Annotated in this window: 19 protein-coding genes; 9 read left to right on the top strand and 10 right to left on the bottom strand. The window is 64.6% G+C overall.

What is annotated here, in order from left to right; genetic code table 11:
• Nucleotides 1–29 precede the first annotated feature (29 nt).
• The 5 genes from P3T18_RS08215 (at nucleotide 30) to ubiA (ending at nucleotide 3,657) form a co-directional block, all read left to right on the top strand.
• Nucleotides 30–188 (top strand): hypothetical protein, encoded by a 159-nt coding sequence (locus P3T18_RS08215; RefSeq protein ID WP_429299422.1) that lies wholly within the window; start codon nucleotides 30–32, stop codon nucleotides 186–188.
• Between the two features lie 75 nt (nucleotides 189–263).
• Complete coding sequence (locus P3T18_RS08210; protein ID WP_429299421.1) at nucleotides 264–1,718, top strand: catalase; 1,455 nt, start codon at nucleotides 264–266, stop codon at nucleotides 1,716–1,718.
• Between the two features lie 62 nt (nucleotides 1,719–1,780).
• A complete protein-coding gene (locus P3T18_RS08205) occupies nucleotides 1,781–1,942 on the top strand; it encodes a hypothetical protein (RefSeq protein WP_429299420.1) in 162 nt (53 codons plus the stop codon).
• 156 nt (nucleotides 1,943–2,098) lie between these two features.
• Nucleotides 2,099–2,587: a Dps family protein gene (locus P3T18_RS08200; RefSeq protein WP_006047907.1), complete on the top strand. Its 489-nt coding sequence runs from the start codon at nucleotides 2,099–2,101 to the stop codon at nucleotides 2,585–2,587.
• A 206-nt stretch (nucleotides 2,588–2,793) separates the two neighbouring features.
• Nucleotides 2,794–3,657: a 4-hydroxybenzoate octaprenyltransferase gene (gene ubiA, locus P3T18_RS08195; protein WP_429299419.1), complete on the top strand. Its 864-nt coding sequence runs from the start codon at nucleotides 2,794–2,796 to the stop codon at nucleotides 3,655–3,657.
• Between the two features lie 78 nt (nucleotides 3,658–3,735).
• Here the strand turns inward: ubiA and proC are convergent, their stop codons facing one another.
• The 6 genes from proC to P3T18_RS08165 all read right to left on the bottom strand — a co-directional run bounded on the left by proC (nucleotide 3,736) and on the right by P3T18_RS08165 (nucleotide 10,869).
• Nucleotides 3,736–4,551 carry a pyrroline-5-carboxylate reductase gene (gene proC, locus P3T18_RS08190; protein WP_429299418.1) on the bottom strand — a complete coding sequence of 272 codons (816 nt, stop codon included), beginning with the start codon at nucleotides 4,549–4,551 and terminating at the stop codon, nucleotides 3,736–3,738.
• A 56-nt stretch (nucleotides 4,552–4,607) separates the two neighbouring features.
• Entirely contained in the window at nucleotides 4,608–5,306 is a 699-nt protein-coding gene (locus P3T18_RS08185; protein WP_429299417.1) for a YggS family pyridoxal phosphate-dependent enzyme, read from the bottom strand.
• Nucleotides 5,307–5,345: 39 nt separating this feature from the next.
• Nucleotides 5,346–6,572: a glycolate oxidase subunit GlcF gene (gene glcF, locus P3T18_RS08180; RefSeq protein ID WP_429299416.1), complete on the bottom strand. Its 1,227-nt coding sequence runs from the start codon at nucleotides 6,570–6,572 to the stop codon at nucleotides 5,346–5,348.
• Between the two features lie 7 nt (nucleotides 6,573–6,579).
• The gene (glcE, locus tag P3T18_RS08175) at nucleotides 6,580–7,668 is read right to left on the bottom strand and encodes a glycolate oxidase subunit GlcE (protein WP_429299415.1); all 1,089 of its coding nucleotides are present in this window, start codon (nucleotides 7,666–7,668) and stop codon (nucleotides 6,580–6,582) included.
• Nucleotides 7,669–7,850: 182 nt separating this feature from the next.
• Nucleotides 7,851–9,344 carry an FAD-linked oxidase C-terminal domain-containing protein gene (locus tag P3T18_RS08170; RefSeq protein WP_429299414.1) on the bottom strand — a complete coding sequence of 498 codons (1,494 nt, stop codon included), beginning with the start codon at nucleotides 9,342–9,344 and terminating at the stop codon, nucleotides 7,851–7,853.
• A 109-nt stretch (nucleotides 9,345–9,453) separates the two neighbouring features.
• The gene (locus P3T18_RS08165; protein WP_429299413.1) at nucleotides 9,454–10,869 is read right to left on the bottom strand and encodes an FAD-linked oxidase C-terminal domain-containing protein; all 1,416 of its coding nucleotides are present in this window, start codon (nucleotides 10,867–10,869) and stop codon (nucleotides 9,454–9,456) included.
• Between the two features lie 201 nt (nucleotides 10,870–11,070).
• On the opposite strand from P3T18_RS08165, the gene P3T18_RS08160 reads away from it, so the two are divergent.
• Nucleotides 11,071–11,625, top strand: coding sequence for a cob(I)yrinic acid a,c-diamide adenosyltransferase (locus tag P3T18_RS08160; protein ID WP_429299412.1), 555 nt, complete (start codon nucleotides 11,071–11,073; stop codon nucleotides 11,623–11,625).
• 95 nt (nucleotides 11,626–11,720) lie between these two features.
• Nucleotides 11,721–12,926: an NO-inducible flavohemoprotein gene (gene hmpA, locus P3T18_RS08155; protein WP_429299411.1), complete on the top strand. Its 1,206-nt coding sequence runs from the start codon at nucleotides 11,721–11,723 to the stop codon at nucleotides 12,924–12,926.
• Nucleotides 12,927–13,070: 144 nt separating this feature from the next.
• On the opposite strand, the gene aroG is transcribed toward hmpA, so the two are convergent.
• Entirely contained in the window at nucleotides 13,071–14,144 is a 1,074-nt protein-coding gene (gene aroG / locus P3T18_RS08150) for a 3-deoxy-7-phosphoheptulonate synthase AroG (protein ID WP_429299410.1), read from the bottom strand.
• Nucleotides 14,145–14,247: 103 nt separating this feature from the next.
• Between aroG and P3T18_RS08145 the strand changes: the two genes are divergently transcribed.
• Nucleotides 14,248–14,445, top strand: a complete 198-nt coding sequence (locus tag P3T18_RS08145; protein WP_429300094.1) for a hypothetical protein — start codon at nucleotides 14,248–14,250, stop codon at nucleotides 14,443–14,445.
• A 105-nt stretch (nucleotides 14,446–14,550) separates the two neighbouring features.
• On the opposite strand, the gene tldD is transcribed toward P3T18_RS08145, so the two are convergent.
• The 3 genes from tldD to P3T18_RS08130 form a co-directional block, all read right to left on the bottom strand.
• A complete protein-coding gene (gene tldD / locus P3T18_RS08140) occupies nucleotides 14,551–16,017 on the bottom strand; it encodes a metalloprotease TldD (RefSeq protein WP_429299409.1) in 1,467 nt (488 codons plus the stop codon).
• 112 nt (nucleotides 16,018–16,129) lie between these two features.
• Nucleotides 16,130–16,993 carry a carbon-nitrogen hydrolase family protein gene (locus P3T18_RS08135; protein ID WP_429299408.1) on the bottom strand — a complete coding sequence of 288 codons (864 nt, stop codon included), beginning with the start codon at nucleotides 16,991–16,993 and terminating at the stop codon, nucleotides 16,130–16,132.
• 168 nt (nucleotides 16,994–17,161) lie between these two features.
• Entirely contained in the window at nucleotides 17,162–21,400 is a 4,239-nt protein-coding gene (locus P3T18_RS08130; protein WP_429299407.1) for a YhdP family protein, read from the bottom strand.
• 190 nt (nucleotides 21,401–21,590) lie between these two features.
• Between P3T18_RS08130 and glnE the strand changes: the two genes are divergently transcribed.
• Nucleotides 21,591–24,386: a bifunctional [glutamate--ammonia ligase]-adenylyl-L-tyrosine phosphorylase/[glutamate--ammonia-ligase] adenylyltransferase gene (gene glnE / locus P3T18_RS08125; RefSeq protein ID WP_429299406.1), complete on the top strand. Its 2,796-nt coding sequence runs from the start codon at nucleotides 21,591–21,593 to the stop codon at nucleotides 24,384–24,386.
• Nucleotides 24,387–24,398: the final 12 nt, after the last annotated feature.

Here is a 24,398-nt window from a genome sequence, read left to right as displayed (position 1 = left end):
CGCCCGATCCCCAAGACACGGAGGAAAGCATGACGCCATCACGTACGTTCACGTTCTCGCAGCAGTCGACCCAGACTGCCGCCGTCCAATCCGCCCGCGTCATCGCGACGAGCGCCGTATCGGCGTCGCTGCAAAGCATTCGTACGGTCGCGATGTCTTTGCTGGTCGATCGGGCCTTGTCCGCGTAATCGCAATTCCCCATTCTTCGCAGCGCGCTGCGCCTCCCCATAAATCGCTTCCGAAAAAGTCATCAGGAGTTACGCATGTCCGAACAGAAACTCACCAACGCAGCCGGCGCACCCGTGGCCGACAACCAGAATTCGGCGACCGCAGGCGCGCGCGGTCCGGTTGTTCTGCAAGATGTCTGGCTGCTCGAAAAGCTCGCTCACTTCGACCGCGAAGTGATCCCCGAGCGTCGTGTCCACGCAAAAGGTTCGGGCGCATTCGGCACGCTGAAAGTCACGCACGACATCTCGCGCTACACGAAGGCAAAAGTGTTCGCGCAGGTCGGCAAAAAAACGCCGCTCTTCATGCGCTTCTCGACGGTCGCCGGCGAGCGCGGCGCAGCGGACGCGGAACGCGATGTGCGCGGCTTCTCGATCAAGTTCTACACGGAAGAGGGCAACTGGGACGTGGTCGGCAACAACACGCCGGTGTTCTTTATCCGCGATCCGTTGAAGTTTCCGGACTTCATCCACACGCAAAAACGCGACCCGTACACCAACATGCGCAGCAATGTTGCCGCGTGGGATTTCTGGTCGCGTCATCCGGAGTCGCTGCATCAGGTCACGATTCTGATGAGTGACCGCGGCATTCCGCAGAATTACCGTCAGATGCATGGCTTCGGCTCGCACACGTATTCGTTCATCAACGCGAATAACGAGCGCTTCTGGGTCAAGTTCCACTTCAAGTCGATGCAAGGCATTGCGAACTTCACCGACGCCGAAGCGGCGCAAGTCGTCGCGCAGGATCGTGAAAGCGCGCAGCGCGATTTGGTGACGAACATCGAGCAAGGCAATGTGCCGGTGTGGCGTTTCGCGATTCAGGTCATGCCGGAAGCGGACGCGGCGAACTATCGCTTCAATCCGTTCGACATCACGAAGGTGTGGTCGCAGAAAGACTATCCGCTGATCGACGTCGGCACGATCGAATTGAACCGCAACGCGCAGAACTATTTCGCTGACGTGGAACAGGCCGCGTTTTCGCCGGCTAACGTCGTGCCGGGCATCGGCTTCTCGCCGGATCGTCTGTTGCAAGGACGGCTGTTCTCGTACGGTGACACGCAGCGCTATCGTCTCGGCATCAATCACCACCAGATTCCGGTGAACGCACCGCGCGTGCCGAATCCGCACTCGTTCCATCGTGACGGCGCCATGCGTACGGACGGTAATCTCGGCAGCAACGTGAACTACGAGCCGAACCGCTTCGGCGATTTCGCTCAGGACACCAACGCGTCCGAGCCGCCGCTCGCCGCCGGTGCGGTGGATCGATACGATCATCGTGCCGACGACGATTACTACACGCAGCCGGGCATGCTGTTTGCGCTCTTCGACGACGCGCAACGCAAGCGTCTGTTCGGCAACATTGCCCGTCACATCAACGGTGTGCCGAAGGAAATCGTCGCGCGTCAGATCGAGCATTTCCGGCGCGCCGATCCGGCATACGCGGAAGGCGTGATCGCGGCGCTCGCCGAGCTTGCCGCGCACGACGCGAAGTAATGCAGCAAAGCGGGGCGCACTGGCGCTCCGCTGGTTTCGGTACGAATCGAGGAAGCACGATCATGATCCAGATGATGATGTCCACCATCGGCGGTTCGGCCGCCGCACGCGCGAGCCACGCGCAACACACCTTGATGCTGCGCAAGGCCGTGGGACTCGCGATCTTCACGAGCGGCGTCGCGGTGATCGTCGCGCAAGCGCTGCAGCACGCGTTCGGCGCGTGAATCGTGGTCGATTGCGACGTGCAGAACGCGACCTTTTGCAGCGCGAGCGTGGCAGATATCTAAGATAAACTGTCGGGCGTTCTCATGTTTCAGGTTTGCCATGCGGCCAACCTCGAATCTGCCGACCGGTTCGTATCACTCTTCAAAGGAGTCATCATGGCCAAGAAAGAAGCCGTCCAGCACGTCAACATCGGCATCAGCGACAAGGATCGCAAGAAGATTGCAGAAGGTCTGTCGCGTCTGCTCGCGGACACCTACACGCTGTACCTGAAGACTCACAACTTCCACTGGAATGTGACGGGTCCGATGTTCAACACGCTGCATCTGATGTTCGAAACGCAGTACAACGAGCTGGCACTGGCGGTCGATTCGATCGCCGAGCGTATCCGTGCGCTGGGCGTGCATGCGCCGGGCAGCTATAAAGACTTCGCCAAGCTGTCGTCGATTCCGGAAGCGGACGGCGTGCCGGCTGCCGAAGAAATGATCCGCCAACTGGTGGAAGGTCAGGAAGCCGTCGTGCGTACCGCGCGCGCCATCTTCCCGTCGACGGAAGCCGCCAACGACGAACCGACTGCCGATCTGCTGACGCAACGCATGCAGACGCACGAAAAGACGGCGTGGATGTTGCGCTCGATGCTGGCGTAACTGACACCCGGGTTCAGCGCGGCGCGTTGGCGTCGCCGCTGGATCGAAGGCAGAAAAGCCTCCCTTGGCGGGAGGCTTTTTTATTTGCAGCGCCGGATGCGGTCAGTGTGGCCGACGGAACGCGGCGCACGCCTGTCCGTCTGCACGGTGGACGCCGTCCGCATCCCGTAAAATAGCGGGACTGTCTGTACTCGACCGGTTCCGCCATGTTCGCCCGACTTCCCCTGTATCTGCGTCTCGTACGCATGGACAAGCCGATCGGCAGCCTGCTGCTGCTCTGGCCGACGCTCAACGCGCTGTGGATCGCTTCCGACGGACATCCGTCGTGGCCGCTGCTGGTCATCTTCACTGTCGGCACGGTGCTGATGCGCTCGGCGGGCTGCGCGATCAACGATTACGCCGACCGCGATTTCGACCGCTACGTGAAGCGCACGGAAAATCGGCCGATCACGTCGGGCAAGATCAAGGCGTGGGAGGCGGTGGCCCTGGCGGCGGGCTTGTCGCTGCTCGCGTTTCTGCTGATCCTGCCGCTCAACGCGCTGACCAAGGAGTTGTCCGTGGCGGCCTTGTTCGTCGCCGGTTCGTATCCCTTCACCAAGCGCTTCTTTGCGATTCCGCAAGCCTATCTCGGCATTGCGTTCGGCTTCGGCATTCCGATGGCTTTCGCGGCGATTCAGGACCACGTTCCGCTGCTCGCGTGGGTGATGCTGCTGGCGAACGTGTTCTGGTCGGTCGCTTACGACACCGAATACGCCATGGTGGATCGCGACGACGACATCAAGATCGGCATCCGCACGTCCGCGCTCACCTTCGGCCGCTTCGACGTGCTTGCCATCATGCTCTGCTATGCGGTCACGCTCGGCATCTACGTCGGGATCGGCGTGAAGCTCGGCTTCGGCGTACTTTACTGGCTGGGATGGTTGGCGGCCGTGGGTTGCGCCGTCTATCACTACACGCTGATCCGCAATCGTGAGCGGATGGCGTGCTTCGCCGCGTTCCGTCACAACAACTGGCTGGGCGGCGCGTTGTTCGTCGGCATTGCCGCGCACTACGCCGCGGCTTCGTTCTAGTTCTTTGCAGCTTCAGGCAAAACGTCGCGCCGGAACGATCCGGCGCGGCGCGTCGTTTCGATAACGCCGACTGGCGGCTTACTGCTTGCCGAATTCGTCGCCCATTTCTTTCGCACGCGCATCGGCGGCCAGTGCGCCACGCACGATCGCTTCCTTGATGCCGCTCGCGTCGAACGAGGCCAGCGCGGCCGCCGTCGTACCGCCCTTCGACGTCACGCGTTCGCGCAGCAGGCTCGGCGGTTCATCCGAATTCGCCGCAAGCTGCGCGGCGCCCGTGAAGGTGGCCACGGCGAGCGCCCGGCCTTGCGCTTCGTCCATCCCGAGTTGGCGCGCGGCTTCCTGCAAGGCTTCGATGAAATAGAACACGTAGGCCGGGCCGCTGCCGGAGATCGCCGTGACCGCGTCGATCTTCGCTTCGTCGTCGAACCAGACGGTTTCGCCGACCGCGCCCAGCACCTGCGAGGCCAGCGCGCGGCCGCTTTCGTCGACGCTGCTGGTTGCCACCAGTCCTGTCACGCCCATGCCGATCAGCGCCGGCGTGTTCGGCATGACGCGCACGATGCGCGCGTGGCCGCCGAGCCAGCGCGACATGTCTTCCATGCGAATGCCCGCGACGATGCTGACCACGAGTTGCGACGCGTTCAACTGCGGCGCCAGACCCTCGGCGACGCTCTTCAGAATTTGCGGTTTGACGGCCAGCACCACGGCGTCGTACGAGGCGAGCGCCGCGTCGGCGGCCGCGCCGGTCTTGACGCCGAACTGCTGCTCATTGCGCTTGCGCACGTCTTCATTGGGATCGATCGCGTACAGATCCGTGGGCGCGACGCCGCGCTTGATGAGGCCGCCGATCAATGCAGCGGCCATATTGCCACCGCCGATAAAAGCAATTTTCATGATGTTCCGGGGTAAGTTGCAAAGTTGCGCGGCGGGCCCGAAACGGGCCGGGCCAGTCAGTTGGAGTAATCTCTCGCGCCGAAGATCGCGGTGCCCACACGGACGATCGTGGCGCCTTCGAGCACGGCGGCTTCGAGATCGCTCGACATGCCCATCGACAAGGTGTCGAGTTCGAGTCCGTCGTTGCGCAGCCGATCGAACAGTTCGCGCAACTGACGATGCGGCGCGCGCTGTTCGTCGATGCTGCCGCCCGGTTCGGGAATCGCCATCAGGCCGCGCAGATTGAGATTCGGCAAGGCGGCGATCTGCGGTGCGACTTCCACGGCTTCGGGAACGCTCAGTCCGCTCTTGGACGCTTCGCCGCTGATGTTGACCTGCAGGCAGATGTTCAGCGGCGGCAGATTCTCGGGACGCTGCTCGCACAGACGTTGGGCGATTTTCAGGCGATCGACCGAGTGCACCCAGTCGAAATTCTCGGCGACGGTACGCGTCTTGTTCGACTGCAGCGGACCGATGAAATGCCATTCGATCGTCGTGCGCAGATCGGCCAGTGCTTCGATCTTGGTGAGCGATTCCTGCACGTAGTTTTCGCCGAACGCGCGTTGACCGGCAGCGTGGGCGGCGCGCACGTCTTCGGCGGGAAACGTCTTGGAGACGGCCAGCAGTTGGATCGAACGCGCATCGCGCCCGGCCACCTGGGCCGCGAGGGCGATGCGCTGCTGCACGGCTTCGAGGTTGTGAATCAGATCGGGCATGGCAGGTACCGTAAGTCCAGCAAAAGACGATGTACCCGATTATACGGACAGCATGTGCTCGACCAGTTCGATCCAGTGCGCGACGGGCGTCGACGTGCCGCTTTGCAGATGCGCGATACAACCCACGTTCGCCGACACGATCACTTGCGGCTCCTGCGCCTGCAGACGGCTGAGCTTCTGGTCGCGCAATGCGTAGGAAAGTTTCGGCTGCGTGAGGGAATACGTACCGGCCGAGCCGCAGCAAAGATGGTTGTCCGCGGGCAGACGTACTTCCACGCCGAGCGCGGCGAGCAGATGCTCGACCTTGCCGCGTATCTGCTGACCATGCTGAAGCGTGCAGGGCGGATGAAACGCCACGGTGTGAATCGAACGGCGGCGCGTGCTGGCCACCAGCGCCTCTTCGAACTCCGGCAGGATCTCCGAGATATCGCGCGTCAATTCGACCACGCGGCGCGCCTTCTCCGCATACGCCGGATCGTGCCGCAGCAGATGCGCGTATTCCTTGACCGTCGCGCCGCAACCCGACGCGTTCATCACGATCGCTTCGGCGCCCTGTTCGATGTACGGCCACCACGCGTCGATGTTGGCGCGCAGGTCGTCGAGCGCATCGTCGTTGTAGCCGAGGTGCAGACGGATCGCGCCGCAGCAGCCGGCCTCGGGCGCGATCACCGTTTCCACGCCGAGCGCGTCGAGCACGCGCGCCGTTGCAACGTTGACGTTCGGCATCATCGACGGTTGCACGCAACCGGCCAGCATCAGCATCTTGCGCTCATGTTTCGCGCTCGGCCATTCGAGCGGACGCTGACGCGCGGGCACCTTGTCGCGCAGTTTCTTCGGCAGAAGCGGGCGCACGTGCTGGCCGAGACGCATGGTCGGCGTGAAGAGCGCGCTATTCGGGACGAAGCTCGCGAGCAAGCGGCGCAGCAGCCGCTGGCCGGGTGGGCGCGTGACTTTTTCTTCGGCGATCTTGCGGCCGATCTCGACCAGCCGCCCGTATTGCACGCCCGAGGGGCACGTGCTTTCGCAATTGCGGCAGGTCAGGCAGCGGTCGAGGTGAACCTGCGTGCTGCGCGTAACGGGCGCGCCTTCCACCATCTGCTTGATCAGATAGATGCGCCCGCGCGGACCGTCGAGTTCGTCGCCGAGTATCTGGTAGGTCGGGCAGGTCGCCGTACAAAAACCGCAGTGCACGCAATTGCGCAGGATGGCGTCGGCTTCGTCACCGTCAGGCGTGTTGCGAATGAAGTCCGCGAGATTGGTTTGCATCGCGCGCTCAGAAGTCGGGGTAGAGACGGCCGCGATTGAAAATGCGGGCCGGGTCGAAGGCGGTTTTCAGGCCGCGATGGATTTTCATCAGCGGCGCGGGTAGTGGCGTGAAGACACCGGCGCCACGATCGTAGCCGTGTCCGGTGCGGAAAATGGTGGCGTGGCCGCCGGCCTGTTTCGCGCTGATGCGTACGGTTTGCGCGTCGGCGTCGGTAATCCACCAGCGCTGTCCGCCGCCCCATTCCATGAGTTGCGCGCCCGGCAGTTGCAGCGGCTCGGTGATCGACGGCAACGCGAGACGCCACAGCGCGGCCTTCGGTGCGATGCCGGCGAAAAAAGGATCGGTTTGTTCGCGCAGGCCGGCCCAGAAACGTTCGGCTTCGACGGCATCGACCACCTCGCCGCCCAAGCCGAGGCGCGCCGATTTGACGGCGGCTTCCGCGCCCGCGAGACGCACCGCGAGCGTGCCGTGACGCCATGCGCTAGCGGTGATCGGCAAAGGCCGGCCGCCCCATTCGTTGAGCTTGCGGACCGCGTCGGTGCCGTTCATGTCGAACTTCAGGGTGGCTTCGGCTTGCGGAAGCGGCAAGACCTTGATGGAGAGTTCGAGGATCAGACCGAGCGTGCCGAGCGAGCCGGCCATCAGCCGGGACACGTCGTAGCCCGCCACGTTCTTCACGACCTGGCCGCCGAAGTGCAGCTTCTGGCCCTGGCCGTTCATGATGACCGTGCCGAGGACGAAGTCGCGCGCGGCACCGGCAGCCGGCCGGCGCGGACCGGCGATGCCCGCCGCGATGCAGCCGCCGAAGGTGGCTTGCGGCCCGAAGTGCGGCGGCTCGAAAGCCAGCATCTGATGATGCTCGGCGAGTGCGGCTTCGATTTCGAGCAGAGGCGTGCCCGCGCGCGCGGTGATGACCAGTTCGGCCGGATCGTAAGCGATGATGCCGCGATAAGCGCGCGTGTCGAGAACCTCGCCTTCCAGCGCCTGACCGTACCAGTCTTTGGTGCCGCCGCCACGGATGCGCAACGTGCGCCCTTCGGCGCTGGCCGAACGCACGCGCTCGGACCAAACCGCGACGATGTCGTCCTCTTCCATGGTGTCCTGCTTCGTTGTGTTTCGTTTGATTGTACCGGGCGGGGGCTCGCTGGCAACCCGGAGCGGACCCGCATCGGGTAATCAGCGTAGAAGAGGGAAAAGCGGCCGCACGGGGCATGCACGGTGGATCGACGCGCGGTGGCGCGTCGACCGGCCGCGCTCGACGGGCGGCCGGTTGCGCACTAGAAGCGCGGCAGATCCGGATGCGGCAGCAGGCCGCCGCGCACATGCATCTTGCCGTATTCGGCGCAGCGCGCGCGGGTCGGAATGCCTTTGTCGGGATTGAGCAGTCCCGGCGGATCGAAGGCGCGTTTGACCGCGTGAAACGTGTCGCGCTCTTCAGGCGAAAACTGCACGCACATCGAATTGATCTTTTCGATGCCGACACCATGCTCGCCCGTCACCGTGCCGCCCAGTTCGACGCACGCTTCGAGAATGTCGCAACCGAACGCCTCGGCGCGGTGCCACTCGTCCTGATCGTTGCCGTTGAACAGGATCAGCGGATGCATGTTGCCGTCGCCGGCGTGAAACACGTTGATGCAACGCAAGCCGTACTTCTTTTCCATGGCTTCGATGCGGGCGAGCAGCGGGCCGATACTGCGGCGCGGCACGGTGCCGTCCATGCAGTAGTAGTCGGGTGAAATGCGGCCGGCGGCCGGAAACGCGTTCTTGCGCCCGGACCAGAAGCGCAGCCGTTCGCTCTCGGAGCGCGAAATCTGGATGCGCGTGGCGCCCTGTTCGCGCAACACGGCGGTCATGCGGACGATTTCGTCGGCGACTTCTTCCGGCGTGCCGTCCGACTCGCACAGCAGGATCGCTGCCGCGTCGAGGTCGTAGCCGGCGTTGACGAATTCCTCGACGGCGCGGGTGGCCGGCTTGTCCATCATCTCCAGTCCGGCCGGAATGATGCCGGCCGCAATGATGCCGGCGACCGCATCGCCGCCTTTCACCACGTCGTCGAAACTGGCCATGATGACTTGCGCCAACTGCGGCTTCGGGATGAGCTTGACGGTGACTTCCGTGACGATCGCGAACATGCCTTCGCTGCCGATCAGGACCGCGAGCAGATCGAGGCCCGGCGCGTCGGGCGCGAGCGAGCCGAATTCGACGATCTCGCCTTCCATGGTCACCGCGCGCACGCGCAGCACGTTATGCACAGTGAGGCCGTATTTGAGGCAGTGCACGCCGCCCGAGTTTTCGGAGACGTTGCCGCCGATCGTGCAGGCAATCTGCGACGACGGGTCCGGCGCGTAGTACAGGCCGTAAGGCGCGGCGGCTTCGGAAATCGACAGGTTGCGCACGCCCGGTTGTACCGTTGCGGTTCGCGCGTAGGAATCGACTTCGACAATCTTCCGGAAGCGCGCCAGCGACACCACCACGCCGTGGCGGATCGGCATGGCGCCGCCGGACAGACCCGTTCCCGCACCGCGCGGCACGATGGGGACGTCGAGCCGATGGCAGATCTGCACGATGCGCTGCACCTGCGATTCCGTCTCCGGCAACGCCACGGCGAGCGGCAGACGGCGATAGGCGGCGAGTCCGTCGCACTCGTAGGCAACAGTGTCTTCTTCACGAAACAGCAGGCAGTGCGTGGGCAGCACGGCCATTAACGCCTGCACGACTTCGCGCTGGCGCTGGGCGAGTACTTCGGCCGTCAGTTCAGCGGGTGCGTTCATGTGACTTGTCTCCTCGTGCCTGTCCGGTCTGCGCGGGTTTTTCCGTGTCATTCACCGGCGACATCGGTGCCTTCGAGCGCCGACGCCGCGGTTCCAACGTGTGAACGCGTCAGGCCGCCCAGGAAAAAATCTTGCCCGGGTTCATCAGATTGCGCGGGTCGAGCGCGTGCTTGATGGAGCGCATCGTGTCGACCGCCACATCGCCATGCTCTTCGAGCAGGAACGCCATCTTGTGCAGTCCAACGCCGTGCTCGCCCGTGCAGGTGCCGTCCATGCGCAGCGCGCGCTGCACGATGCGATGGTTCAGCCGCTCGGCTTCGACGAGTTCTTCGGGCTTGTTCGGGTCGATCAGGATCGCCACGTGGAAATTGCCGTCGCCCACGTGACCGACGATCGGGCAGGGCAGCGGCGAGGCGTTCAGGTCCTGCTCGGTTTCCTCGACGCATTCCGCGAGGCGCGAGATCGGCACGCAGACATCGGTCGTGACGGCGCGGCAACCCGGCTTCAGTTGCAGCATGGCGAAGTAGGCGTTGTGACGCGCGTTCCACAAGCGGCTGCGATCTTCCGGGCGGGTGGCCCATTCGAAACCTTCGCCGGCATTCTGCGCCGCGATGTCCTGCACCAGTTCGGCCTGCTCTTTCACGCCGGCTTCGGTGCCGTGAAATTCGAAGAACAGCGTGGACGCCTCGCGCAGCGTGAGATTCGAATGACGGTTGATGGAACGGATCGCCAGCGAATCGACGAACTCGACGCGCGCAATGGGCACGCCGATCTGGATCGTTTCGATCACGGCGCGCACCGCGTCGCCCATCGACGGAAACGCGCACACCGCCGCGGATACCGCTTCGGGTTGCGGGTAGAGACGCAGCGTGATTTCCGTGATGACGCCGAGCGTGCCTTCCGAGCCGACGAACAGACGCGTGAGGTCGTAACCCGCCGACGATTTGCGCGCGCGCGTGCCGGTCTTGATGACGCGGCCGTCGGCGAGCACTACGGTCAGGCCGAGCACGTTCTCGCGCATCGTGCCGTAGCGCACGGCGTTCGTGCCGGACGCGCGCGTGGCCGACATGCCGCCGATGCTCGCGTCCGCGCCTGGGTCGATCGGGAAAAAGAGGCCGGTGTCGCGCAGTGCTTCGTTCAGTTGCTTGCGCGAGATGCCGGGCTCGACGGTGACCGTCAGGTCTTCGGCGTTGATCGACAAAACGCGGTTCATTTCCGACAGGTCGATCGAGACGCCGCCCTGAACCGCGAGCAGATGACCTTCGAGCGACGAACCGTTGCCGTAGGGAATGATCGGCACGTCGTACTGGCCGCACAGCTTGACGATGGCCTGCACGTCTTCGGTGGTGCGCGCGAACACGACGGCGTCGGGCAACTGCGGGTCGAAAGGAGATTCGTCACGGCCGTGATGAGCGCGGACTGCCTCGGCGGTGGACACACGCTCGGCAAACGCGGCTTTGAGCTCGGCCAGCAGCTCGGCGGGGAACGGCCGGCGCAACGGGGCCGGCGGCACGGGATGGTTCACGCATGTCTCCTGAATGGGGCAGAGCCGTTCTACAGCTTGTACTTCATTTTACGCCGATCGCTTACGGGGCGGCGGTCGAGCCGGCAGCGCTCCTATAATGGCGGCGACCCGAAGACGCGCGCAATATGGATAAACGCGTGGCCGCCGTGCTGCCGGCACCCGCGCATCGCTTCGACCTGTATCGACTGGATGGGAGACATCATGGGCAACCGCTTGAGCAAGATCGCCACTCGCACCGGCGACGACGGCACCACCGGGCTCGGCGACGGCCGCCGCGTCGGCAAGGACAGCGCGCGCATCGCCGCAATCGGCGACGTCGACGAACTCAATTCGAATCTCGGCGTATTGCTGTGCGAACCGCTGCCGGACAACGTCCGCGCGGCGCTGATCGCGATCCAGCACGATCTGTTCGACCTCGGCGGCGAACTCTGCATTCCGGGCCACACGATGATCACCGACCGTCATCTGGCGCAACTCGATGGCTGGCTCGCCGACTACAACGCCAGCCTGCCGCCGCTCAAGGAGTTCATCCTGCCCGGCGGCTCGCGTCCGGCCGCGCTCGCGCATGTTTGCCGGACCGTCTGCCGACGCGCCGAGCGAAGCATCGTCGCGCTCGGTGAGGACGAAACGATCAATGCTGCGCCGCGTCAATACGTGAACCGACTGTCCGATCTGCTGTTCGTTCTGGCGCGCGTGCTCAATCGCGTGGACGGCTGCACCGACGTGCTCTGGAGCCACGAGCGCCACGCCGGCTAGGCACCTCAACGACATTTTTGCGCCTGCGACAATCTGTCATGGAAAATTTACCTTTAAAGATGTATCGTAAATGCATCTTTAACGGAGAAACCCACATGAATGCTCTCACGACCGATCAGATTGCGCGCGTCAAAGCCACCGTTCCCGTGCTTGCCGAGCACGGCACGACCATCACGAAGCACTTCTACCAGCGCATGTTCGCGCATCATCCCGAGTTGAAGAACGTGTTCAACCAGACGCATCAGAAGAGCGGCAACCAGCCCGAAACGCTGGCGCGCGCCGTGTATGCGTATGCCGCCAACATCGACAACCTCGGCGCGCTCGGTCCCACCGTTTCGCGTATCGCCAACAAGCACGTCAGCCTGAGTATCCGGCCGGAACACTATCCGATCGTGGGACGGCATCTGCTGGGCGCGATCGTCGACGTACTGGGCGACGCGGTCGATCCGGACACGCTCGAAGCGTGGCGGGCGGCCTACGGACAACTCGCCGGCATCTTCATCGGCACGGAGGCGAAGTTGTACGAGAGCGCGGCGTGGAGCGGCTTCCGTCCGTTCCGGGTGGCGCGCAAGCACGAGGAAAGCGACGAAATCACGTCCTTCTATCTGACACCCGCCGACGGCGGTCCGGCTTGCGGTTTTGAGCCCGGCCAGTATCTGAGCGTGAAGCGTTTCGTCGACGAACTCGGTGTCGATCAGCCTCGGCAATACAGCCTGTCGGACGCGCCGAACGGCAAATGGCTGCGCATTTCGGTCAAGCGCGAGGCGGGCAAGCAGGACGTCGCGCCGGGTCACGTTTCTAATCTGATGCACGATGGCGTGGGCGTCAGCGAGATCGTTCAGGTCAGCGCGCCGATGGGCGACTTCACGCTGGATCGCAAGAAGAGTACGCCGGTCGTGCTGATCAGCGGCGGCGTGGGCATCACGCCCATGACTTCGATGTTGGCCTCGTTGCTCGCGGACGCCAGCGAGCGCCGCGTGAGCTTCGTGCATGCCTGCCGTAACGGACGGGTTCACGCCTTCCGGCCATGGCTGACGGAGCAGGTGGCGACGCATGCGAACGTGTCGAGCACCGTGTTCTACGAAGCCGTCGAGGCCGTCGATCGAATCGGTGTGGACTACGATTTCGAAGGCCGTCTCGATCTGACGAAGATCGCCGACCAGGTGATCTCGCCCGACGCGGATTACTACATCTGTGGACCGGTGCCGTTCATGCGTGCGCAATGTGAAGCGTTGGCCGCGCTCGGCGTGGACGCAGAGCGAATTCACACGGAAGTGTTCGGCTCGGGCACCGTGCAATAACGGTCGGCAGCCACGACGAGCGGCGTCGAAAAATGCCGCACCAACCGGCCGAGCGGCCAACAAAAAACCCGGCTCAGTCCAGCTAGCCGGGTTTTTCGTTAATGCGCTGGCGGCATTCAGGCCGCCTCGCTTACCGCGCAGCCGTCAATTGCCGCTGCCGCGCGCCACACGACGCTGCTTGACCGCGTCAGCAAGTCCTTCCAGCACGGCGACGCTTTCGTCCCAGCCGATGCAGGCGTCGGTCACACTTTGACCGTACGTCAATGCGCAGCCTTCCTGCAAATCCTGGCGGCCTGCCACGAGATTCGATTCCACCATCACGCCGACAATCCGTTCGTCGCCCGAAGCAATCTGACGGCCGATGTCCGCGCACACCGGAATCTGGTTCTCGTGCTTCTTCGAGCTATTGGCGTGGCTCGCGTCGATCATCAGACGCGCGGCGAGGCCGGCCTTGCCGATGTCGGCACAGGCGGCATTCACGCTGTCCGCGTCGTAGTTCGGCGTCTTGCCGCCGCGCAGGATGATGTGGCAATCCTCGTTGCCGGCGGTCGAAACGATCGCCGAGTGGCCGCCCTTCGTGACCGACAGGAAATGATGCGGCTGCGAAGCGGCCTTGATCGCGTCCACGGCGATCTTGACGTTGCCGTCCGTCCCGTTCTTGAAGCCGACCGGGCACGACAGACCCGACGCGAGTTCGCGATGCACCTGCGATTCCGTCGTGCGCGCGCCGATCGCGCCCCACGAGATCAGGTCGGCGATGTACTGCGGGCTGATCATGTCGAGGTATTCGGTGCCCGCCGGCAGACCCAGTTCGTTGATGCGCAGGAGCAACTCGCGCGCGGCGCGCAGGCCGTCGTTGATCTTGAAGCTGTTGTCCATGTGCGGGTCGTTGATGAGACCTTTCCAGCCCACCGTCGTACGCGGCTTTTCGAAGTACACGCGCATCACGATTTCGAGTTCGCCGGCGAAGCGCTTGCGTTGTTCGATCAGGCGTCCGGCGTATTCCATCGCGGCTTTCGGATCGTGAATCGAGCACGGCCCGATGATGACGATCAGCCGGTCTTCCATGCCGTGCAGGATGCGATGCATCGCGTTGCGCGAGTTGTAGATCACGTTGGACACGCTCTCGTCGCAGGCGAATTCGCGGATCAGGTGAGCGGGCGGCGTGAGTTCTTTCAATTCGCGGATACGGACATCGTCGGTGTTGTGCGGGGGCATGGTTATTCTCCTGAATCGGTTCGTAGCGTGTTCGCGCGGGCAACGCAGGCTGCGATCAGGAAACGATCAGGCAGCAAGGCCTTGAGCGGACAACAATCAAAAAATGTTCAACGGCAAAAGTTTCAAAGGCATGGGGCGAAAAAAAACCGCCAGGCTAGCTGGCGGTTTTTCGGGAATTCCTGGTGTCCTGCGTGCACTAACACCCCTCTCGATCCGCCAGCGGTCTGAGATACCAAAAAAAGTAAAAATAAAACTTGGCGGACATGGCGAAATGAGGTCGCTGGTCAAAAAGGGTGAATGACTTTATAACCCGGGTAAGCTCGCTTGACAAGCTACGGGGGTGAAAAACGCGGGAAATCCGCATACTTCGCGCAATGCATGCACGAAGTATGCGTCATGCTGCCAATCAGGCCGTGCCGCCCACCGTCATGCGGTCGATTCGCAGCGTAGGCTGGCCGACGCCCACCGGCACGCTCTGGCCTTCCTTGCCGCACACGCCGACGCCCGAATCGAGCTTCATGTCGTTGCCGATCATGCTGACGAATTTCAGCGATTCCGGGCCGCTGCCGATTAGCGTCGCGCCCTTGACCGGGTACGTGATCTTGCCGTTTTCGATCATGTACGCCTCGGAAGCCGAGAACACGAACTTGCCGTTCGTGATGTCGACCTGGCCACCGCCGAAGTTCACCGCGTACAGACCGTTTTTCACGGACTCGATGATTTCCTGCGGGTCTTTATCGCCATTGAGCATGTACGTGTTCGTCATGCGCGGCATGGGCAGCGCCGCATACGACTCGCGGCGCGCATTACCCGTGACCGGCATTTTCATCAGGCGGGCGTTCAGCGTGTCCTGAATGTAGCCTTTGAGGATGCCGTCTTCGATCAGCGTCGTGCATTGCGTCGGGTTGCCTTCGTCGTCGATGTTCAGCGAGCCGCGGCGGTTCGGCAACGTGCCGTCGTCCACCACGGTGACGCCCTTGGCCGCGACCTGCTCGCCGATGCGCCCGGCGAATGCCGACGAACCCTTGCGGTTGAAGTCGCCTTCGAGACCGTGGCCGATGGCTTCGTGCAGCAGCACGCCGGGCCAGCCCGGTCCGAGCACGACGGTCATCGCGCCGGCCGGAGCCGGGCGTGCGTCGAGATTGACGAGTGCCGCATGCACGGCGTCGTCCACGTACTTCGACAGCACTTCGTCTGTGAAATAGCCGTAGTCGAAACGGCCGCCGCCGCCGCCGCTGCCGATTTCACGGCGACCGTTCTGCTCGGCGATCACCGTGACCGACACGCGCACCAGCGGACGGATATCCGCCGCGAAGCCGCCGTCGCTGCGCGCCACCAGCACCACGTCGTATTCGCCGGCGAGGCCTGCCATGACTTGCTGGATGCGCGGATCGCGTCCGCGCGCCATCTGTTCGATGCGCTCCAGCAGTTTGACCTTGGCCGTGGCGTCGAGCGAATGCAGCGGATCGGACGGCAGATACAGATCGCGCCCGGCGATGCCGGTCAGCGACGTTGCCGCCTTGATCTTCTGCTTGCCGCCGCCGGCCTTGGCGATGGAACGCGTAGCCAGCGCCGCCTGACGGATCGCTTCGGGCGACAGGTCGTCCGAGTACGCGAACGCCGTGCGGTCGCCCGACACGGCGCGCACGCCGACGCCCTGGTCGATGCTGAAGCTGCCCGACTTCACGATGCCTTCTTCCAGACTCCACGCCTCGCTGCGCGTGTACTGGAAGTAGAGGTCGGCGTAGTCGATCCTGTGCGTGAAGATTTCGGCGAGCGTGCGGGTCAGCAGGGATTCGTCGAGACCGTAGGGCGTCAGGAGGATGTCCTTGGCGGTGGCGAGATTACGGATACCGGGTTCGATGATGTTCATGCGAAGTATGTTCTGCTCGATACGAAGGATTCGGTTAGCGCCGCTCTCACCTATATGAGTGGGCGACGCCGCAGTTTCAATGCCGGCGGTTCAGATCGGTACGCCGGCCGGACTAGCTCAGCACGCGATGACGCCAGGCGGGCAGGCTCTGCCGCACTTCGTCGATACGTGCGCGTTCGAGATTGCCGGCGACCACGCCGGCGCCTTCGTCGCGCACCGCGACGATCTCGCCCCACGGGTCGATCAGCATGCTGTGGCCCCAGGTGCGACGGCCGTTTTCATGTTTGCCGCCTTGCGCGGCGGCCAGCACGTAGCACTGGTTTTCCACCGCCCTTGCGCGCAGCAGCATTTCCCAGTGCGCGCGGCCGGTGGTGTACGTGAACGCCGACGGCACCACGATCAGCGCGCAGTCGCCCATGCGCCGGTACAACTCCGGAAAACGCAAATCGTAGCAGACCGAGAGGCCGACCCGGCCGAACGGCGCGTCGAAGGTGCGGACCTCGCCGCCGGGGCAAATGGTGCGAGCCTCGTCGAACGATTCCTCGTCTTTTTCGAAGTTGAAAAGGTGGATCTTGTCGTAGCGGGCCGCCTCGTTGCCCTGCGGGTCGAACACGAGCGTGGTATTCAGCACGCGCGCCGGTTCGGCCGACATCAGCGGCAGCGTGCCGCCAATCACCCACAGCTTGTGGCGGCGCGCAGAGTCGGCGAGAAAACGCTGGATCGGGCCGTCCCGATACGGCTCGCGCACGGCGAGCTTGTCGGTGTCCTTGAAGCCCATGAAGCAGAAATACTCGGGCAGCAGGACGAGTTGCGCGCCGTCGGCGGCGGCCTCGGCAATCAGACGTTCCGCTTCGGCGAGATTGCGCTCGCGGTCCGGCGTGCTGACCATTTGCAGCGCGGCGACACGGAATGCGTTTCTGGAGTACCCGCCGGATTCCGCGGAGGAGGAAGAGGGAAAGACGTGTGTTTCGCTCATGAGCGTTTCGAAAAACTCCCGGCAAAGGCGGCGATGCGAGATACGTGCCGCTGACGTCGTTCAAGGCTGGCTCGGGCCGGGGCGGCGCGCTTCGTGGTCGGCTGGCCATCTCGCCCTTGGAAGGGCCAGATGTTGCCGCATTCAACGAAGCCGGGCCTGACGCGCAGCTCAGTGCGCTTCCACGGTCGAAGCCGGAGCGTCCATCTTACCGCGATCGCCCTTGACCCGCTCGATGTGCGGTTTCGACCACGAACCGGTGATTGCATACTCGCGCGCGAACGCCGTGGACACCGACTTGCTGAAGGCCAGATCGGCGACCAGTGCGCCCAGCCCGAGCAGCGGATTGATGACCGTCGCGGCGATCACCGCGGCGCCGGCGCTCACCGTCGGCACGATCTCCACGCGCAGATTCTGCGTTTCCTGAGCCAGATCCACCGAGCCCTTCATCTCGGCGCGTGCGGGCGCGGTGACCATTTCGAAGTTGTCCGTGCGGCCGACGCCGTTCTGGATCTGGGCCGTGCCCGTGACGTGTTCGAACGGCAAGCCTTCGCCGATCACATCGCGGAAGTTCAGCGTGGCGAAGCGCGCGAGGCTCTGCAGGCTCAGCACGCCCAGCAGTTTGGCGACGCCCGGATCGACCTTGAGAATCTGGCCGTGCCGCAGATCGACGGCCAGGTTGCCGTTGAGCGACGGGTAATCGATGGCGGTCGGGCCGCCGCGCCAGACCATCTTGCCCGACAGGGAGCCTGCACCGTATTTCAGCGTGCGCGGCTGGCCGAACCGTTCGAGCAGCGCGCCGGCGTCCTTGATATCGAGCTTGAAGTCGAACACGGTGCGGCGCGCGGCGGTGTCGGCGGCGGTATTGCCGAGATCGGTCGAGGTGCGCCAGTTCGCCGTCGCGCTCAGCGTGGCGGCGGGGTTGCTGATGTCGAGCTTGTCGAGCTGCCAGACCGGCACGCCGTCTTCCTCGAAATTATGCGCATCCACTTCCAGACGGCCGATATTGCGGTCGCGGAAAATCAGTTCGTTGACGATCAGATCGATCGACGGCATGTTCTGGGCCGGCGCCGACATCGCGCGGCCGAGCAGGTCCTTGTCGGTGGCGGACGGAATCACCACGCGGGCAAAGCGCGCCTGCAGCGTGCCCGGCGACGTTTTAGTCGCGCCCGGCAGCCACGACACGTGGCCCGACACCTGGTTCGACGCGATGTTCGCCTGCCATTTGTTGTCCGCATGCGAGGCGCCGACGATCACGCTGTCCCAGTGACGCTTGAGCAAGGTCAGCGTGCCGATGTGCAGCGCGAAGCGGCTCGGCAGGAATTGCGCGAGCACGGGGTTCGGGGTGGCCGGCGGCGTGGCGGCTGCGGTGGACGCTGCGGTTGCCGCGGAAGCTGAGGCCGGCACGGGCGCCGCCGCGGGCGCTTCCTTGCTGCGCATCTGCGCGACGAGTGCGCGCCAGGCGTCGGCGTCGAGCGCTTCGAGGTCGACGGCTGCAATCACGCCGTCGGCCGGCAGATCGGCCGGCTTGTTCACGCCGATCGCGCCACGCACGACCACGGGCGTTTCCTTCGGCTGGTAGCGCAGCAGATAGGTCGCCGCGATCGGGCCGAAGGTCAGGTCGGCGCGTTGCAAACCGGCTTCGCTCTCCGTTGTCGCCGGGCTCACGGCAAAGTGCAGTGGCATCGGCGCGCCGATCGGCTTGTTGAAGGGCGCGGGAAAATCGAGCGCGAGGCCGGTCAGGTCCGAGTTCGCCGTGACTTCCGGCAAGTGTCCCTTGGCGCCGCGTACGTTCAGCGCATAAGGCGCCGTGCCGCTCATGCGGGTGAGCACCTCGGCGGCGGGGCCGTGCAGATTGAGACCGCGCGCGGCGTCGATGGCGATGTGGCCGCTGAGATCGAGCGCATACGTGCCGTTCTGGTTGAGGCCGCCGTTCGCGTGAACGTCGCCGCCCAGGAATTGCGCGGACAGCTTGTCGATGCGCGCCGTGTGTTCGGTGAAGCGCACCTTGCCGTTCAGTTGCGACAAAGGCGGGGCGTTTTCGACAGCGAGGCGATTGTTCTGGAAGCCGAGCGCGCCTTCCACGGCAATGTGCGGCATCGGCGTGCGCGGTATCGTCAGCTTCAACGCGAGCGAAGCCGCACCGTCGGCGCGCACCTTCTCGGTCTCGTGTTTGGCCATGATGCCGAGCGAGCTTTCGTTCACGTAGTCGAGCATGTCTTCGAGCGGGCCGCGTCCGTTGCCGGCGATCACGAGGCTCGACGCTTTCGTGCCGAGGTCGTCGATCTTGCCGTTCACGCGCGTCAGCGCCACCCGTTTGTATTTCGCGCGGTCGATGTCGAAGCGCAGCACGTTGTTGTGCAGTTCAAACACGCCGTCGATGCCGTCGAGCGGCGGCCACAGGTTCGGCGTGCCGTTGCGCATCTTGCGCGGCGGGAAAGGCGTCGGGTCGAACTTGCCGCCCTTGAACGGCGCGACGATATGGAACTGCCCGGCTTCCGGTGCACGCGAGTACGGGAACTTGGTCAGGTCGCCGTGAATTTCGATCTTGCCGCCGCGCGACGTGCCGGCCTGCAGACCATGGCCGAGATAGATGCGCAGTTTTTCGGTGATGCTGGTCGGCAGATAACGGGCGATGCGCGTCACCTGCGCGCGCTCGAAGTTGGCTTCCAGATCGAGCGAGCCGCGGCCGTGCCCTGGATTGCTGTAATCGGCGGTGGCGGTGGCCGCGACGTCCGCATTCGAGACGCTGAAGTCCGCCAGCTTCACTGCGAACGACGGACGCGTTTCGCCCGGCGCTTTCGGCTTGATGGTCCAGTCGGCGCGACCGTGCAGACGGTCGAAAATCAGGCGCGGGTCGTCGAACACGCCCGGCAGGGTGAGTGCCACGTTGGAGGTGTCGAGCAGCGCGGTGCCGTGATTTTCGTCGGCGTCGACACTGCCCCACAGATTTTCGATGCCGGGAATGCCGGCGCGCGGGTGATTCAGCGGCGTGAGGCCCGGCGGCGGTTCCTGCGCCGCGACACTGATGCCCTGCAAATCGCCTTTGAAGCGATAGTGCTCGAGCGGCTCCGCGCCGCTCGAATGACGGTCGCTGCCGGCTTCGCCCGATTCCGGCTTGCCGCGCTCCACTTCGATCAGATAATTCGACACCATGCCGCGCGGATTGAAGCGCAGCAGATTGTTAAGCAGCGGTCGCGGCAGCGGCAGGGCGCGGCTGAATTCCGCGAGGATGCCCAGATCGACGCGATCGCCGCCGACGCTGACGAGCTGCCCGTGTTGCTGCGACGCCGCGCGAAAACGGCCATTGAGCGTCTCGAATGCGAGCGTGCGGGTGAGCGGCGTACCGTCGTCGAGCGGCGGCTGGCCAAGTTCGGCCCGCAGGTTGTTGAGCTGGAGTTTGTAGTCGCCCTGGTCGGCTTCGAGGCGCCACGCGAAATTCGCCACGGGCAGCAGCAACTTAGGCTGCGTCGGACGTACGCGCAGCGCGACGTCGGCGCCCGCCAATGTTCCGCTCGCGGACGTCATGCGGCCGTCGGTGAAGTCGCCCCAGATGGCGTTGTCGATCCGGCCGCCGAACGTCTCGATCGGGAAGTTGATATAGCGCGCGAGCGTCGGCAGATCGACCGGTCCGGTGGACATGTACACGTGTCCGGTCCAGTTGATCGGTTTGCCGATGGCCGAGAGCGGCGTGTGCCGGAACTGTGTGCGGAAGTCGACCGGACCGTGCAGCACCTGGCCGTCGGGCGGCGCCTGCAAGGCCATGCGGTGATCGTAGCCGTCGTTGAGAATGGCGATGCGGATGTCGCGCAACGCGAGTTCGGGCGCGTCGTGCTCGGCATCGCGCCAGCGCAGTACGCCGCCGCGCACCACGATCGCCTGTTGCCGCAAGAGCCACGTGGACAACGTGTCGTTGCCGCTGTGACGCGTCGGGATCGGCACGCCGGCGACCGACATCACGCCGTCGCCGGTGCGCGACACCAGCACGTCGGGCTGATCGACGACGAGGCTGGACAGCGCGGGATGAAACTGCCAGAGCGACTTCCACGACAGCGTGGCGGTGGCGTGCGGAATGGTCAGCGCGGGCTTGCCTTCGTGGTCGCGGATCACCAGGTTGGTGACGTCGAGACCGGGCTGGAAACCGCTCCAGTAAGGCGCGAGTTTGCCGATGGTGAACTGCGTGTGGAGCTTGTCGGAGACGGTGGCTTCGATGCGCGGGCGGAACGAATCGACGCGCGGCAGCAGCACATAACGCAAGCCGAGGAACAGGCCTGTCGCGACGAAGTAGAGCACGAGCGCGACGGCCAGCAGCACGTGCAAAGTCCGACGCAACACGATGTGGTCGCTGCCGCTCACAGGCCGGACCTGCCCGGTTTCGTGCGGGTCGGCGGATTCGTTTCGCTCGGACATGCTGCGGCGGGTGGGCGTATGGTAGTTTTGCGAATTAACGACGAAATGTAACACACGGGAAAGCGCTGGCGGGCTTACTGCAAACCCTGTCAGCACGCTCTTCCGCGGCCTCGGTGAACCCGGCGGCTACGGCAGACCCGGTGCTACGACGACTGAACCACGCTTCTCAAGCAACGAGCGAGCCAGACCCTTGATGACTGACGCTACTCTCCTGAGTTCCAAGTATTCGCATTACGCGGCGCGGGCCGTGGCGGCGCGTCCGCCACTCGCGGCGCAAGTGGAGGCGCTGGCCGCCGAGCCGCTCAGCCGCCAGCGCATCGACGCGCGCTTCGACGCGTTGTGCGCGCAAGCGCAAGGCGCCGGTGGCGCGACCCTGACCGAAGATGCACTCAAACGGGCGCTGCGTCAGTTGCGCACCGAGGTGTTCTGCGCCGTGATGGAGCGCGACCTGGCCGGCGAGGCGGATGTCGCCGAAGTCACCGGCGCGATGACCGATCTGGCCGAGACGACCATTCAGCGCGCGCTCGCCGTGCTGTCCGCCGAACTCGAGACGCTGTACGGCGAGCCGCGCGGACCCCAGGGCGAGCGTCTTTCGCTCGGCGTGGTCGGCATGGGCAAGCTGGGTGGGCGCGAGTTGAACGTGTCGTCGGATATCGACCTGATCTTCATTTATGAAGAGGACGGCGAGACGGCAGGCGGTCAGCGCTCGCCGATCGCCACGCAGGAATTCTTCACGCGCCTCGGCAAGCGGCTGATCGGCGCGCTGGCTGAAGTCACCGGCGACGGTTACGTGTTTCGCGTCGATATGCGTCTGCGGCCGAACGGCGACTCGGGGCCGCTGGTGTGCAGTCTCGGCATGCTCGAAGAATATTTTTACGTGCAGGGCCGCGAGTGGGAACGCTACGCGTGGATCAAGGGGCGTCTCGTCTCGGAAGGGGCGAGCGACTCGGCGCAGCGCCTGCAGAAGCAACTCGACGCGATCGTGACGCCGTTCGTCTATCGTCGTTATCTGGACTTCGGCGTGATCAGCGCGATCCGGGCGCTGCATCTGCAGATTCGCCAGGAAGCGCAGCGGCGCGCCTCGATGCGCCCCGACAAAGCCGACGACATCAAGCTCGGCCGCGGCGGCATCCGCGAAATCGAATTCAGCGCGCAGGTGTTCCAGCTGATTCGCGGCGGCCAGGACGCCGGTTTTCGTGTGCGGCCCACGCTCGCCGTGCTGCGGCATGCCGCGACGCACGGTCTGATCGATACGACGGTCTGCGTGAAGCTCTCGCAGGCCTACCGGTTTCTGCGCGAACTCGAACACCGGCTGCAATACCGCAACGATGCGCAGACCCACGCCATGCCGGTCGACCCGGACGAACGCGTGGCGCTGGCGGGCGCGATGGGTTGCGACGACTACGCGTCGCTGATGGCGAAGCTCGACGCGCATCGTGAATTCGTCGAGCAGCAGTTCGACCAGATTTTCGCCGACAAGGTGAGCGGCCGGGACGGCTGCGGCGCGCCCGAGGACGGCGCCGCGGCGTGGGTGTGGAGCAGCGCGCTCGCCGACGACAGCGCCGACGACGCCTTGCGCGCGCGCCTCGTCGAACTGGGCGTGGCCGAGCCGGACGACCTGCTGGCGCGGTTGCGGGCGGTGTGGCAGTCGTCGCGTTACGCTGGGCTCGCCGAGCGCAGCCGGCAACGTTTCGACATCGTCGCCCAGCGCGCGCTCGAAGCCGCGCGCACGCTGGAGCCGCCCGAGCGTCGCGCCGACACCATCGCGCGTTTCTTCGATCTGCTGGAAACCGTGAGCCGGCGCGGCGCCTATCTGGCGTTGCTGACCGAATATCCGCAAGCCTTGCACCGGGTGTTGTCGGTGTTGGGCGGTTCGCGCTGGGCGGCGGGTTATCTGATTCGCCATCCGCAATTGCTGGACGAATTGCTCGACGACGAAGCCATGGACAGCCCGTTCGACTGGCCCGAGTTCAAGCGGACCTTGCGCCTGCGTCTGGCCGCCGCCGACGGCGTCGAGCAGCAGATGGATCTGCTGCGTCACGCGCACCAGGCCGAGGTGTTCCGTATTCTGCTGATCGATCTGGCCGGCCGTCTGAGCGTCGAACACGTGAGCGACCGGCTCTCGGAACTCGCCGACGCCGTGCTCGACGTCACGCTCGAAGCAGTCTGGAAGCAGTTGCCCAAGCGCCATCGCGAGGTGCCGCAATTCGCGGTGATCGCCTACGGCAAGCTGGGTGGCAAGGAACTCGGTTACGCCTCGGACCTCGACGTGATCTTTCTCTACGAGGACGACGATGATGCCGCCGCCGATATCTATTCCACCTACACGCGCCGTCTGATCACCTGGCTCACCACGGCGACCGGCGCGGGCACCTTGTTCGATGTCGACTTGCGTCTGCGGCCCAACGGCGAGTCGGGCCTGCTCGTCACGGATCTCGACGCGTTCCGCCGCTACCAGTTGCGCGAAGGCGACGCGGCGAACACGGCGTGGGTCTGGGAGCATCAGGCGTTGAGCCGTGCGCGTTATTGCGCGGGCGACGCCGCGATCGGCGCGAAATTCGAAGCGATCCGCGAACAGGTGCTGACCACGCCGCGCGAGGCGGCGCCGCTCGCAAGAGAGATCGTCGAAATGCGCGCGCGCGTCGAGGCGGGGCATCCGAATCACACGGCGCTGTTCGACCTGAAGCACGACCGTGGCGGCATGGTCGATATCGAATTCACAGTGCAGTACTGGGTTTTGCTGCACGCCGCGAGCGATCCCGCGTTGATCCGCAACACGGGCAACATCGCCTTGCTGCGCGAAGTGTCCCATTTCGGGCTGATGAGCGAGGCGGAAGCGGAGACGGTTGGCGCCGCTTATCGGATGTACCGGAAGCTGCAGCACAAGCTGCGGCTCGATGGCATGGAGAAGGCGCGCGTCGCTCCGGCTCTGGTCGAGACGGAGCGTGCGGCAGTGCTGGGATTGTGGGAGCGTGTGTTCGGCTGACGTCGGATGCGG

The sequence above is a fragment of the Paraburkholderia sp. GAS199 genome, assembly GCF_050436585.1.
GTDB lineage: Bacteria > Pseudomonadota > Gammaproteobacteria > Burkholderiales > Burkholderiaceae > Paraburkholderia.
The sequence above is the reverse complement of the archived record's forward strand: the minus strand, read 5'-3'. Positions and strand labels throughout refer to the sequence as shown.

Coding starts and splice junctions, on each gene's coding strand:
- P3T18_RS08215 (WP_429299422.1), top strand. CDS start 30: ATGACGCCATCACGTACGTTCACGTTCTCGCAGCAGTCGACCCAGACT.
- P3T18_RS08210 (WP_429299421.1), top strand. CDS start 264: ATGTCCGAACAGAAACTCACCAACGCAGCCGGCGCACCCGTGGCCGAC.
- P3T18_RS08205 (WP_429299420.1), top strand. CDS start 1,781: ATGATCCAGATGATGATGTCCACCATCGGCGGTTCGGCCGCCGCACGC.
- P3T18_RS08200 (WP_006047907.1), top strand. CDS start 2,099: ATGGCCAAGAAAGAAGCCGTCCAGCACGTCAACATCGGCATCAGCGAC.
- ubiA (WP_429299419.1), top strand. CDS start 2,794: ATGTTCGCCCGACTTCCCCTGTATCTGCGTCTCGTACGCATGGACAAG.
- proC (WP_429299418.1), bottom strand. CDS start 4,551: ATGAAAATTGCTTTTATCGGCGGTGGCAATATGGCCGCTGCATTGATC.
- P3T18_RS08185 (WP_429299417.1), bottom strand. CDS start 5,306: ATGCCCGATCTGATTCACAACCTCGAAGCCGTGCAGCAGCGCATCGCC.
- glcF (WP_429299416.1), bottom strand. CDS start 6,572: ATGCAAACCAATCTCGCGGACTTCATTCGCAACACGCCTGACGGTGAC.
- glcE (WP_429299415.1), bottom strand. CDS start 7,668: ATGGAAGAGGACGACATCGTCGCGGTTTGGTCCGAGCGCGTGCGTTCG.
- P3T18_RS08170 (WP_429299414.1), bottom strand. CDS start 9,344: ATGAACGCACCCGCTGAACTGACGGCCGAAGTACTCGCCCAGCGCCAG.
- P3T18_RS08160 (WP_429299412.1), top strand. CDS start 11,071: ATGGGCAACCGCTTGAGCAAGATCGCCACTCGCACCGGCGACGACGGC.
- hmpA (WP_429299411.1), top strand. CDS start 11,721: ATGAATGCTCTCACGACCGATCAGATTGCGCGCGTCAAAGCCACCGTT.
- aroG (WP_429299410.1), bottom strand. CDS start 14,144: ATGCCCCCGCACAACACCGACGATGTCCGTATCCGCGAATTGAAAGAA.
- P3T18_RS08145 (WP_429300094.1), top strand. CDS start 14,248: ATGTTCAACGGCAAAAGTTTCAAAGGCATGGGGCGAAAAAAAACCGCC.
- tldD (WP_429299409.1), bottom strand. CDS start 16,017: ATGAACATCATCGAACCCGGTATCCGTAATCTCGCCACCGCCAAGGAC.
- P3T18_RS08135 (WP_429299408.1), bottom strand. CDS start 16,993: ATGAGCGAAACACACGTCTTTCCCTCTTCCTCCTCCGCGGAATCCGGC.
- P3T18_RS08130 (WP_429299407.1), bottom strand. CDS start 21,400: ATGTCCGAGCGAAACGAATCCGCCGACCCGCACGAAACCGGGCAGGTC.